Raw genomic sequence first — 12,356 nt, forward strand, 5'->3', positions numbered from 1 at the left:
ACTAAAGTCTGGCCACATGTACATCTCGCAGGTCCGGCTGCGGAACGTCAAGGGGTTCCACGGCGCCCGCGAAGTGGATCTCAAGCTCACCGCGCCCGGCTGGACGGTGATCGCGGGCCGCAACGGGTCGGGCAAGACGTCGCTGCTCAGGGCGATCGCGCTGGCCGTCAGCGGTCCGGCGGTGGCCCGCAACCTGGTACCCGACTTCGAGAACTGGGTCACCGCGGGCCAGCGGGAGGGCGTGGTCCAGGTCCAGTTCACCCACGACCGGCGGGTGGAGAAGTTCGGCAAGGGCCGCCCGCCCGAGGGCAGGCTGTGGGCCGGCCTGGGCTGGACGATGCCGGACGAGGAGAGCCGCCCCACGCACCGGGGCCTGCAGCCGTCGCTGAAGGAGAAGCTGGAGGGCAGCAAGACCGCCGCCCTGCGCGGACCGTGGCAGGACAACCCGACCGGGTGGTTCTGCGCGGCCTACGGCCCGTTCCGGCGGCTCGTCGGCGGCGCGGGCGACGCGCAGCGGCTGATGCTCAGCCACGGCCCGGTGTCCCGGCTGGCGAGCCTCTTCCACGAGGACGCGTCGCTGGCCGAGGGCGTCGGCTGGCTCATCGAGCAGCACCTGAGGTCGCTGGAGCGCAGGCCGGGCGCGGAGGAGCTGAAGACCGTCGCGCTCGGCGTGCTGTCGGACGGCCTGCTGCCCGACGACTACCGGATCGAGGGCGTCGACTCCGACGGCCTGTGGGTGGTCAGCGGCGGGCACCGGTTCCCGCTGCGGGAGATGAGCGACGGCTACCGCACCGTCGCCGCGCTCGTGGTGGACCTGATCAAGCAGATCCACGAGTCGTACGGCGACCTGAAGACCACGCCCACCGCGCACGGCCTGGCCCTGACCGCGCCCGGCGTGGTGATCATCGACGAGGTGGACGCGCACCTGCACGTGTCGTGGCAGAAGCGGATCGGCGGCTGGCTCAAGGAGCACTTCCCGAACATCCAGTTCATCGTCACCACGCACAGCCCGTACCTGTGCCAGGCCGCCGACCCCGGCGGGCTGATCCGGCTGCCGGGACCGGACCAGCAGGAACCGCCGCGGGTGGTCGACCGGGAGCTCTACGAGCGGATCGTCTACGGCAGCGGTGACGACGCGGTGCTCTCGGAGCTCTTCGGCCTGGACACGCCCTACTCCGAACGCGCGCAGGAACTGCGGGCCGAACTGGTGGACCTGGAGGTCGCGGTGATCGGCGGCACGGCCGACGCCCGCGCGGTGCGCCGCTACGAGGCGCTGCGGGCGTTGCTGACCAGCTCACCGGTGGCCCGCACGCGCGAGGTCGCCGCACGGCTGGAACGCGACGGGACGTGATCCGGCTCGTCCGGCCCGCGCTGCCCGCCGAACTGGCCGCCCGGCTGCCCGAGCTCACCGAGGAGATCGGCAACGCCACGCACCGCACACGGACCGCACGCGCGTTGTGGAAGCGCGCCGTCGTGCGGCGGAACGTGCACGCGCCGTTGCGGCGGTTGTTGGAGGACATGGCGCCGGGCTATCAGCGGTGCATGTACTGCGGTGACAGCCAGGGCACCGACATCGACCACTTCGAGCCGCTGTCGCTCAACCCGCTGCGCACGTTCGACTGGCTCAACCACCTGCTGGCCTGCTCGACGTGCAACAGCAACCTCAAGCGGGACCGGTTCCCGGTGGCCGAGGACGGCACGCCGCTGCTGGTGGACCCCACCACCGAGGACCCGTTCGACCACCTCCTGCTCACACTGTCACTGGGCGTGTACGTGGCGCGCACGGAGAAGGGCGAGGCGACGATCGACGTGTGCGGCCTCAACCGGCCGGTGCTGACCCAGGGACGGGTGCACGCGAGGCGGGTGGTGCTGATGTGCCTGTCGCGGTGGACGGCCGGGCGGGCGCGGGACGCGGCGGACGAGATGCGCGAGGCAGTGCTGACCGTGCGGGGGCAACCGTTCGCGGACGTCTGCCAGGCGATGCTGCGCCTGGCGCGGTCACCGGGCGCGGACCTGGTGTTCGAGGAGACGCCCTGGGCCTTGGCCGTGCTGAGGGACGAGGAGCTGCGGACGCAGTTGCTGGCCTGAGGCCGCGTCACCTGGAAAGGCCCCGCACCGGTTTGGGAAATCCACCTGAAATTGTCGGACCCCCGGTACATCATGGCCCGCATGGCAGACGCAATCGTGGCCGAGGGACTGGTCAAGCGCTACAAGTCGGTGGTCGCTCTCGACGGCCTCGACCTCGTGGTGCCCGAAGGGACCGTCATGGGCCTGCTCGGGCCGAACGGCGCGGGCAAGACGACGACGGTTCGCGTGCTCACCACGCTGCTGGAGCACGACGAGGGCACCGCCACCGTCACCGGGCTGGACGTCATCGCCGACGCCAAGGAGCTGCGCCGCCGGATCGGGTTGTCCGGCCAGTACGCGGCCGTGGACGAGAACCTGACCGGGTTCGAGAACCTCGACATGGTCGGCAGGCTCTACCACCTGGGCAAGAAGCGCAGCCGGGAGCGGGCGCGCGAGCTGCTGGAGCGGTTCGACCTGGTGGAGGCGGGTGACCGGGAGGTCAAGGGTTACTCGGGCGGCATGCGCCGGAGGCTGGACCTGGCGGGCGCGCTGGTGGCCAAGCCGAGGGTGCTGTTCCTCGACGAGCCGACCACGGGCCTCGACCCGCGCAGCCGGCTCGGCATGTGGGACGTGATCTCCGAACTCGTGGCGGGCGGCACGACCCTGCTGCTCACCACGCAGTACCTGGAGGAGGCCGACCGGCTCGCGGACAAGATCGCGGTCATCGACCACGGCAAGGTCATCGCGCTGGGCACCTCGAACGAGCTGAAGGACCAGGTCGGCGGTGAACGGCTGGAGCTGACGCTGGGCTCCGCGCAGGACGCGGAGACGGCGAAGGCGGCGCTGACGCCGCTGGCGATCGCGGAGATCAGCCGCGACGAGCGCGGGCACCGGCTGACCGTGCCGGTGGCGGGTGGTGCCGAGGTGCTGGTGGACGGCATCCGGAGGCTGGACGCCGAGTCGGTCAAGGTGCTCGACATCGGCCTGCGCAGGCCGACGCTGGACGACGTGTTCCTCTCGCTGACCGGACACGCGGCCGAGAACGACGGCGCCGACGAGAACGCCGAAGAGAAGCAGGGGGAGCAGGGGAAATGAGCGCGTTCACGGAGGCGTTGAGCGACGGCGCGGTGGTCGCCAAGCGCAACCTCATCAAGGTCAAGCGGGTCCCGGACCTGATCGTGGGCTCGACGTTGGCGCCGATCATGTTCGTGCTGTTGTTCGCGTACGTGTTCGGCGGCTCGATCGCCATCCCCGGCCTGGACTACCGCGAGTTCCTGATGGCGGGGATCTTCGCGCAGACCGTGGTGTTCGGCGCGTCGATCACCGGCAGCGGGCTGGCCGAGGACATCAAGAAGGGCGTGATCGACCGGTTCCGGTCGCTGCCGATGGCGCGGTCCGCGGTGCTGATCGGGCGCACCACCAGCGACCTGGTGAACAACGTGATCGTCATCGTGGTGATGTCGTTGACGGGCCTGATCGTGGGCTGGCGGATCCACTCCTCGCCGCTGGAGGCGCTGGCCGGGTTCGGCTTGCTGCTGCTGTTCGCCTACGCGGTGTCGTGGGGCATGGCGATCGTCGGGTTGATGGTGCGCAGCCCCGAGGTGTTCAACAACGCCTCGTTCATCGTGATCTTCCCGTTGACGTTCATCGCGAACACGTTCGTGCAGGAGAGCAACCTGCCCGGACCGCTGAAGACGTTCGCCGAGTGGAACCCGGTGTCGGCGGTGACGGCCGCGGCACGTGAGCTGTTCGGCAACACCAACCCGATGGCGCCGCCAGCGGACGTGTGGCCGTTGCAGCACCCGGTGCTGATGACGTTGATCTGGGTGGTTGTGTTCCTGGTGATCTTCGTGCCGCTGGCGATCCGGCAGTACCGCAAGGCGGTGTCGCGCTAGGCCAAGCGCAGCAAACTCGTTCTTGTCAAGAGCCGAACAGGTTTCGGATCGACCGCACGACGGGTAGCCGGTGGACAACAGAGCCCGAGGAGGCGCAGATGTCCACCGGCACCACTATCGGCGTGATCGTCGTCGTGCTGGTCGTGCTGGCCGCGATCGCGGTGCTGCTGAAGTTCGTCATGCAGCGCAAGAGGTTGCGCTCGAAGTTCGGCCCCGAGTACGAGCGCGCCTTGGAGCGCAATGGCAGCCGCATGGCGGCGGAACGGGAGCTCGCGGAACGAGAACGCGAGCACTCGAAGCTCCAGCTCCGCACGCTCGACCCCACGACGCGCGACAACTACGCCCGCACCTGGACCAGCGTCCAGGAGCAGTTCGTCGACGAGCCGACCCAGGCCGTCGGCCAGGCGGACCACCTGATCACCGACCTGATGGCCGAACGCGGCTACCCCACCGAGGGGCACGAGCGCCGCGAGGAGCTGCTGTCGGTCGAGCACGCCCGCACGCTCGACCACTACCGGCAGGCGCGCTCGATCGTCGAGCGCCAGGAGCGCGGCGAGGCGACGACCGAGGACCTGCGCACCGCGATGGTCCACTACCGCACCGTGTTCGAAGACCTGCTGGGCGACCACCGGGAAGGGGCGCGGTCATGACCGAGCAACGTCAGCACCTCACCACCGAGGACTTCGCCGAACGCCCGCCGCTCGACCGCGAGCCGCACGGCGGCCACCAGGTCGAGCGGGACCCGGTCGAGCAGACCCCGGCCGACCGCGACGTCGCGGAGCCGAACCTGACCGACCAGGAGCGCTTCGACCGGGAGCCCGTGCCGACCGACGAGCCCGCCACGCACGACGAGCCGTCCGCGCACGAGCAGCCCGCCGGCTACCACGAGTCCGGCTACCACGACTCCGGTCTGCACGAGCCCGACGCGCAGGAGCCCGACGCGCACAGGTCGGTGCACGAGTCCGGCGCGCAAGACGGGCGTGAAGCGCCGGTCGAGCTGTCCGCGGCCGAGACGACGGCGGGCGACGCCCCGCTGTTCACCGACGACGACGCGGCCGACTACCAGGCCGAGTGGCGGGCGCTGCAGGCCGACTTCGTCGACGACCCGCGCGAGGCCGTGCAGCGGGCCGACGAACTGGTCGCCCAGGTGATGCAGACGCTGGCCACCACGTTCAACGAGCACAAGCACGCGCTCGAAGAGCAGTGGCAGCGGGGCGACGAGGTGCAGACGGAGGAGCTGCGGCAGGCCCTCAAGCGCTACCGCACGTTCTTCGACCGGCTGCTGTCCGTCTGACCAACACCGAAGTGGGGACTCCCCGTTGTGCGTCTGGCGACCCAGGTGCACAACGGGTGAACCCATGTCCGGCCCCGGAGGTCACCCGGGCAGTTCCCGGATCTCCATCTCCAGCACGTCGATCTCGTCGCTGATCGCCTCGTCCAGCATCCGGTCGAGCAGCTCGGAGCAGTCCGACGACCCGAGGCCGAACCGGGGCACCTGCTCCCACCACACCGCCGGGTTGTTCCAGAACGAACCGGAACCCTGGTCGACGCCTTCGAGGCAGCGCAGCCGCGAATCGTCGTCCGGCAGTCGGCGGACGTAGTCGATGAACCTGGCCAGCGCGTTCGGGTTGATCACCGGTACCGCGCCGTACCCGCGCAGGCAGTCCTCGAGCTCCGTCAGGAACTCCTCTTTGAACGTCATGGCGCCACCCCCGCTTCCCCCGCTGCGTCGCGGGTGAGGAGGACTCACGTCCCAGGGCACCAACGGTACCGCCGCCGGGGCACGGAGAACTTGCTGCCAATGGGCGGTTCCAGGGCAAGATTCGCTAACGGTCGGGCGGTCGCACCGTGACCGGGACACCCGCCGGACGTCGGATGACCGGACAGTCCTCAGTGGACGGTCGACCCGGGACGCGCGACGGTTACCACGACGTGACCTTCACTCCGCGCGCAGCCGCGCCATGAAGCTGAACCGGTCGCCCCGGTAGAGCGAGCGGACGCGCTCGATCGGCTCGCCGACGTTGTCATGGGACACGCGGTGCAGCAGCAACATCGGCAGCGCCGGGTTCGTGCCGATCAGCAACGCCTCGCGCGGCGTCGCCAGCACCGTCTCCACCCGTTCCTCGGCCTCGGCGAACACCACGCCCAACCGGTCGGCGAGGCACGCGTACAGCGACGTGGTCGGGTCGAACACCTCCAGCAGCGTCGGGAACCGCGCCTCGGACAGGTAGGTCGACTCCAGCCCGATCCGCTCGCCGTCCGCCAGCAGCACGCGTTCCAGGTGGACGACCGGGTCGCCACGCCGGATCCGCAGGTCCCGGGCCAGCACGTCGTCCGCGGGCAGGTGCTCGACCGTGATCACCCCGCGCGACGGGTCCACGCCCTGCCGTCGCATGCCCTCGGTGTAGCTGAGCAGCGACAGCGGCTGCACCAGCTTCGGCGGCGCGACGTAGGTGCCGCTGCCCTGGCGGCGTTGCAGCTTGCCTTCGAGCACCAGCTCCCCGACCGCCTGCCGCAGCGTCACCCGCGACACCGCGAACCGCTCGGCCAGCTCCCGTTCCGACGGCAGCGCCGTGCCCTCGCCGAGGGCGTCGACGAGCCACAGCAGTTCGGTCTTCACCGCGTAGTAGCGGGGGATGCGGCCGTGTTCGGGGATACCGGCGCGGACCGGCCCGTCCGCGCGGTACTGGGGCACGTAATGCGAGGCATGCACGCGACGAGCCTACGGGGCGGTCCGGGCCGGTCAGACCGCTAACGGGGTGGGTCCCACGTCACGACGCGAGCTCCGGCGGGTCCGGGATGGCGTAACCGGACGCACCCACGTTGGCCTCCAGCGACTTGCGCCATTCGCCGGTGTCGATCATCTTCCGGACGGCGGCGGTGACCTTCGCCCTGCTGGTCGGGTCACCCTTGCGCATCCCGATGCCGTACTCCTCCTTGCTGAACGGCCGGTTGACCACGCGCAGCAGCTCGGGGTTCTGCGCGGCGTACCCGGCGAGGATCACGTCGTCGGTCGTCATGGCGTCCACCTGCTCGGCCAGCAGCGCGGTGACGCAGTCGCTGAAATTGGGATATTCCACGAGTTGCACGGACTGCGCGAACTGGTCTTTCACGTACTGCGCCGAAGTGGTGTTCGCCACCGAGCACAGCTTCAGGTTGCCGGAGTTGAGCGATTCGGGCCCGGTGATCCGCTCGTCGGTCAACCGGACCAGCAGGTCCTGCCCGGCCACGAAGTACGGGCCGACGAAGTCGATGACCTCCTTGCGCTTGTCGGTGATGGAGTAGCTGGACACGACGAGGTCCGCGGCGCCGCTGGTGAGCAGCTTCTCGCGTTCCGACGGCGTCGCCTCGGTGAATGTGATGCCGGATTCCTCGACACCCAGTTCTTTCGCAACATAACGGGCCACGTCGACGTCGAAGCCGCGGTACGCGCCGTCCAATCGGCGCACACCGAGCCCCGGTTGGTCGTACGCCACGGCGATGGTCAGCTCGTTGGAGCTGTCCGCCTTGCCGGCGACGGTCGTGTCGTCACCGGTGGAGCACGACGCGAGGACAAGCGCGGCGGAACACGCGACCACGAGGGCGCGCAGCGGTGCCAGAGCCATTCTTCCCCTTTTCGGGAGCTTCCTCGGGATGCCGGAAACCTAAGCGGCTCAACGGACTTGGTCCAGAGCCAGGGGGAAGATAGGGGACACCTGATCGGTCAAGGGTGACGGTTGTGTATCGAGACCGTGACCGCGCTAACGCGCACCGCCGGGTGACCGCAGCCGCCGGGGACCGGTGTCGTGCCGGGACGGCGGCGGTCCCAGCGTGACCCGGGCGCTGCTGACGTACGCGCCGGCGGCGCTGGCCAGCACGGGTTCCAACGTCAGCTCCCGCACCTCGGGCAGGTCCTCGGCGAGCGCGGCCAGCCGCAGCACCAGGTCCTGCAACGCGGGCAGGTCCGCCGGCTCGTCACCCCGGTACCCGGCCAGCAGCGGCGCGGCCTTGGGCGCGCGCACCAGCGCCGCCGCGTCGGCGTCGGTCAGCGGGACCGCGCGGTAGGCCCGGTCCCCCAGCAGGTCGCTGACCAGTCCCGACAGCCCGAACGACACCAGCGTGCCGAACGACGGGTCGTCCTGGAGGCCGAGCACGCACGAGATGCCCTTGGGCGCCATGCGCTGCACGTACACGTCCGGCCGGTCGGCCATCCCGGCGAGCATCGCGTACGCCGTGCGCACGGCCTCCTCGCCGGACAGGTCCAGCCGCACGCCGACCAGGTCGGTGCGGTGCCGCAGCCGGTCGTCGGTGGACTTCATCGCCACCGGGTAGCCCAGCTCCCCCGCCGCGCGCACCGCGTCGTCCGCCGACGTCACCACGCGGAACGGCACGACCTCGACGCCGTAGCACGCCAGCAGCCGCACGGTGGTCTCGTCGTCGAGCGTCCGTTCGCCGTCCAACTCCTGGGACGCCACGATGGCGTGCGCCGCGACGGGGTCGATGCCCTCCGGCCGGACGAACGTGCCCTGCGGCGCGGACCGCCAGCGCGCATAGCGGGTCGCACGGGCCAACGCGAGCACAGCGCGCTCCGGACTCGGGTACGACGGCACGGAACCCCGTCCGGGCGCGCCACCGGGTCCGGGCACCGCCAACTCGGCGGGCACGCCCTCGACGGCCAGGAACGTCGACGCGATCGGCTTGGTCCGCCCGCCCTGCTCCACCACCTCGCGCAGCGCACGGGCGAACGACGTGCCCGGCACCGCCAGCGGCGGCACGAACACGACCACCAGCGCGTCCGCGTCCGGGTTCTCCAACGCCTCCTTCACCGCCGCCGCGAACGCCTCCGGCCCGGCCTGCGCGCCCACGTCGACGGGCTCGCCGGCCAGCTCCAGACCCTGGGCCAGCGCGGTGTCCGCGGCCAGCAGCCCGATCGCGGTCGAGTTGCCGACCACGGCGACCCGCGGCCCGGCGGGCAGCGGCTGGTGCGCCAGCAGCAGCGCGGTGTCGAACAGCTGCGCCAGCGACTCCACCCGGATCACGCCGGCCTGCTCGAACAGCGCCTGCACGCTCGACTCGTCCACCGGCACCGACGTCGCCGCCAGCGCGGGCGTCACGGCGTGCCGACCGGACTTCACCGCCACGATCGGCTTGGTGCGGCCGAGCCGCCGGGCCAGCCGGGCGAACTTGCGCGGGTTGCCGAACGACTCCAGGTACAGCAGCACCACGTCGGTCGCCGGATCGGTCTCCCAGTACTGGAGCAGGTCGTTGCCGGAGACGTCCGAGCGGTTGCCCGCGGAGACGAACGTGGACAGGCCGAGGCCGCGTTCGGCGGCGGTGGCCAGGATCGCGGTGCCCAGCGCGCCCGACTGGCAGAAGAAGCCGGTGCGGCCGCGGGCCGGGAGGTTCGGCGCCAGGGTGGCGTTGAGGCGCACGCCCGCGTCGGTGTTCAGCACGCCCAGCGCGTTCGGGCCGACCACCCGCATGCCGTGCGCCCGCGCCTCGGCGGCGAGCCTGCGTTCCGCGCTCAACCCGCCCGGACCCGTCTCGCCGAACCCGGACGTGACCACGACCAGCGTTTTCACGCCCTTGGCCAGGCAGGCGTCCATCACCTCGTCCACACCCGCGGCGGGCACCGCGACGACCGCGAGGTCCACGTCGTCCGGGATCTCCAGCACGGACGGGTAGGCACGCACCCCGCGCACCGACCGGTGCTCGGCGTTCACCGGGTACACCGGTCCGGCGAAGTCGGCGGCGAGCAGGTTCGTCAGCACCGCGTGCCCGATCTTGGTCCGGTCGGTGGACGCGCCGATCACCGCGACCGACTTCGGGTGCAGCAGGTTGTGCACGCTGCGCGCCTCGGCGGCCTGCTCGCGGGCCCGCGCCACCTCCACCGACTCCTCGGTCGGGTCGATGTCGAACTCCAGGTGCACCACGCCCTCCTCGAACGCGCGGCTCACGCCGTAGCCCGCGTCCCGGAAGATGCGCACCATCTGCCCGTTCTCCGCGAGCACCTCGGCGGTGAACCGGCTCAGCCCCCGTTCGCGCGCGGCGGCGGCGAGGTGCTCCAGCAGGATCGAGCCGAGGCCGCGGCCCTGGTGGGCGTCCTCGACCACGAACGCGACCTCGGCCGACCCGCCGTCACCGAGCCGGTCGTAGCGGCCGACGGCCACGATGTCGTCGCCGAGCAGCGCGGTGAACGCGACCCGGTCGGTGTGGTCGACCGTGCTGAAGCGTTCGAGGTCGCGCTTGGGCATCCGCGGGTAGGGGCCGAAGTAGCGGTAGTAGCGGGTCCGCTCGGACAGCCTGCCGTGGAACGCGAGCAGCTTCTCCGCGTCGTCGGGCGTGATCGGGCGCAGGTGGACCGTGCCGCCGTCGCTGAGCACGACGTCGGCCTCCCAGTGCCTCGGGTAGTCGAACGGGTTCACGCCGTCAGTCCCTCGGGTCGTCGGGGTCCAGGCCGTGCAACGGGAACACCGCGCGCCGCGTCTGCATGACCGCCACGTCCACGGGGGTGTCGAGCTGGCCGCCCCACGGCTCGAACGCGGCGTCGGCGTCGTCGGACATCGACACCGGCAGCGGCCAGTTCGGCGCGATGGTGGAGGCGTGGGCGACCCAGTCGGCGGGCAGCGGGGTGTTCGGGTCGACGTCCCGGTCCAACACGGTGGCCAGCAGGTGCGTCCAGCTGCGCGGCACGACCCGCAGCAGCTCGTACCCGCCGCCGCCCAGCGCCAGCCAGCGGCCGTTCGCGGTCTCCTCGGCCAGCTCGCGCAGCCGCCGGTAGATCGCGCGGTGCCCGTCCACGGTGAGCGCCAGGTCGGCCAGCGGGTCCTCGCGGTGCGTGTCCACGCCGCACTGCGTGACCAGCAGTTGCGGCCCGAACGCCCGCAGCAGGGACGGCACGGTGGCCTCGAACGCGCGCAGCCAGTCCCGGTCGCCGGTGCCGGGCGGCAGGGCCAGGTTCACGCTCGTGCCCTCCGCGCCCTCGCCACCCAGCTCGGCGGGCCGACCCGTGCCCGGCCAGAGGCTGAGCGGGTTCTGGTGGACCGAGACCGTGAGCACTCGGGGGTCGTCGTAGAACGCGGCCTGCACGCCGTCGCCGTGGTGCACGTCGGTGTCGAGGTAGGCGATCCGGTCGAAGCCGTGGTCCAGCAGCCACGAGATGGCCACGGCGCAGTCGTTGTAGACGCAGAACCCGGCCGCGTGGTCGCGCATGGCGTGGTGCAGCCCGCCCGCGATGCTCACCGCCCGGTCCGCCTCGCCGGCGGCGATCTTGCGCGCCGCGGCCAGCGAACCGCCCACGACCAGCGCGGACGCCTCGTGCATGCGGGAGAACACCGGGTTGTCCGCGGTGCCGAGGCCGTGGCCGACGTCCCAGCCCGCCATCGGCGCGGCCCGCACGGCGTTGAGGTAGGACGGCTCGTGCACGCGTTCGATCTCGTCGTCCGTCGCCGGGTCGGGCGCGACGAGCTCCACGCCGTCCAGCACGCCGAGCGCGCGGGCCAGCCGGACGGTCAGGTCCAGCCGGACGGGGTTGAGCGGGTGGTCCCCGCCCAGGTCGTAGCCGAGGAAGGACTCGTCCCAGACAACGGCGGCTTCCTTACCCATGTCGGCAACCTAACCCACCCGGCCGGCGGTGGCGTGATCACAGCTTGGTCGACCCCGGCGTGCGGAGGACCCGCGTGGACTTAGAGTCTGCCGTGACGAGGCGGGCCAGATTGCGGCCATCGAGGATGGAACCCCGCACGTCGGAACGGGGTCAGAGAACACATGCACCTGCGACGAGTCCCCGCCCTGACCACTGTGCTGGCCTTGGCGCTCACGCTCGGCCTGTCGGCCTGCGCCACCAAGGTCGTCGGCAGCCCGGTCGCCGCGGCGGGCGGGTCGACCGGTGAGAAGACCACCTCCGGCAAGCCGTCGTCGACCAAGGCCTCCTCGCCCAAGGCGTCGTCCGAGAAGGCGAGCGCGCCGAAGACGACCGAGGCCGGGCAGCCGTCCGGCGACGTCAAGATCACCACCAAGAAGAAGACCGAGGGCTACGAGGACTGCGACATCCTCACGCCCGAGGAGGTGGCGGCGGCCATCGGCGCGGCCAAGGGCGGCGAGAAGGGCTGCGTGCAGAGCACGGAGAACCCGTTCGCGGTGGTGCTGTTCATGGTCACCTTCGCCGAGTACGAGGGTGAGGCGCGGACCATCGAGGTCGGCGGCAACACCGCGTACGAGGTGAAGGAGAAGGGCGGCGACTGCACGGTGCTGGTCATGCTGACCGACGACCCGGAGGAGATCACGCCCGCGTTCCAGGCGACCGTGACGCCGATCGACGAGATCGAGCCGTGCGAGATCGCGCTCAAGCTCGCGACGAAGGCCTTCGAGAAGATCCCCAACGCGTAGGGAGTTGTCGAGAACGGCCGGTCGGGT

The 12,356-nt window shown here is 71.1% G+C and carries 12 protein-coding genes; 7 read left to right on the plus strand and 5 right to left on the minus strand.

Features of this window, described 5'->3' with window-relative positions; genetic code table 11:
• Nucleotides 1-16: 16 nt before the first annotated feature.
• The 6 genes from B0I31_RS08515 (at nt 17) to B0I31_RS08540 (ending at nt 5,256) form a co-directional block, all read left to right on the plus strand.
• Nucleotides 17-1,351, plus strand: a complete 1,335-nt coding sequence (locus B0I31_RS08515; protein ID WP_106614804.1) for an AAA family ATPase — start codon at nt 17-19, stop codon at nt 1,349-1,351.
• Nucleotides 1,348-2,088: an HNH endonuclease gene (locus tag B0I31_RS08520; protein WP_073895196.1), complete on the plus strand. Its 741-nt coding sequence runs from the start codon at nt 1,348-1,350 to the stop codon at nt 2,086-2,088. The genes B0I31_RS08515 and B0I31_RS08520 overlap by 4 nt, the downstream gene beginning before the upstream one ends.
• A gap of 81 nt (nt 2,089-2,169) precedes the next feature.
• Nucleotides 2,170-3,162: an ATP-binding cassette domain-containing protein gene (locus tag B0I31_RS08525; protein WP_106614805.1), complete on the plus strand. Its 993-nt coding sequence runs from the start codon at nt 2,170-2,172 to the stop codon at nt 3,160-3,162.
• Nucleotides 3,159-3,962, plus strand: a complete 804-nt coding sequence (locus B0I31_RS08530) for an ABC transporter permease (protein WP_106614806.1) — start codon at nt 3,159-3,161, stop codon at nt 3,960-3,962. The genes B0I31_RS08525 and B0I31_RS08530 overlap by 4 nt, the downstream gene beginning before the upstream one ends.
• A gap of 98 nt (nt 3,963-4,060) precedes the next feature.
• Nucleotides 4,061-4,612, plus strand: a complete 552-nt coding sequence (locus B0I31_RS08535) for a hypothetical protein (protein WP_106614807.1) — start codon at nt 4,061-4,063, stop codon at nt 4,610-4,612.
• Complete coding sequence (locus B0I31_RS08540) at nt 4,609-5,256, plus strand: hypothetical protein (RefSeq protein ID WP_106614808.1); 648 nt, start codon at nt 4,609-4,611, stop codon at nt 5,254-5,256. Before B0I31_RS08535 ends, B0I31_RS08540 begins: the two co-directional genes overlap by 4 nt.
• Before the next feature lie 81 nt (nt 5,257-5,337).
• Here B0I31_RS08540 and B0I31_RS08545 read toward each other — a convergent pair whose 3' ends face one another.
• From B0I31_RS08545 to B0I31_RS08565, 5 genes are all read right to left on the minus strand, one after another.
• Nucleotides 5,338-5,664 carry a hypothetical protein gene (locus tag B0I31_RS08545; RefSeq protein ID WP_106614809.1) on the minus strand — a complete coding sequence of 109 codons (327 nt, stop codon included), beginning with the start codon at nt 5,662-5,664 and terminating at the stop codon, nt 5,338-5,340.
• Nucleotides 5,665-5,901: 237 nt separating this feature from the next.
• On the minus strand, nt 5,902-6,675 hold the full coding sequence (locus B0I31_RS08550) for a GntR family transcriptional regulator (RefSeq protein ID WP_106614810.1): 774 nt from the start codon (nt 6,673-6,675) through the stop codon (nt 5,902-5,904).
• Nucleotides 6,676-6,733: 58 nt separating this feature from the next.
• Complete coding sequence (locus B0I31_RS08555; RefSeq protein ID WP_106614811.1) at nt 6,734-7,567, minus strand: glutamate ABC transporter substrate-binding protein; 834 nt, start codon at nt 7,565-7,567, stop codon at nt 6,734-6,736.
• A gap of 135 nt (nt 7,568-7,702) precedes the next feature.
• Nucleotides 7,703-10,366 carry a bifunctional acetate--CoA ligase family protein/GNAT family N-acetyltransferase gene (locus B0I31_RS08560; RefSeq protein WP_106614812.1) on the minus strand — a complete coding sequence of 888 codons (2,664 nt, stop codon included), beginning with the start codon at nt 10,364-10,366 and terminating at the stop codon, nt 7,703-7,705.
• A gap of 4 nt (nt 10,367-10,370) precedes the next feature.
• Nucleotides 10,371-11,546, minus strand: coding sequence for an acetoin utilization protein AcuC (locus B0I31_RS08565; protein WP_106614813.1), 1,176 nt, complete (start codon nt 11,544-11,546; stop codon nt 10,371-10,373).
• 162 nt (nt 11,547-11,708) lie between these two features.
• On the opposite strand from B0I31_RS08565, the gene B0I31_RS08570 reads away from it, so the two are divergent.
• On the plus strand, nt 11,709-12,329 hold the full coding sequence (locus B0I31_RS08570) for a DUF3558 domain-containing protein (RefSeq protein ID WP_106614814.1): 621 nt from the start codon (nt 11,709-11,711) through the stop codon (nt 12,327-12,329).
• Nucleotides 12,330-12,356: the final 27 nt, after the last annotated feature.

This window comes from Saccharothrix carnea, assembly GCF_003014735.1.
GTDB lineage: Bacteria > Actinomycetota > Actinomycetes > Mycobacteriales > Pseudonocardiaceae > Actinosynnema > Actinosynnema carneum.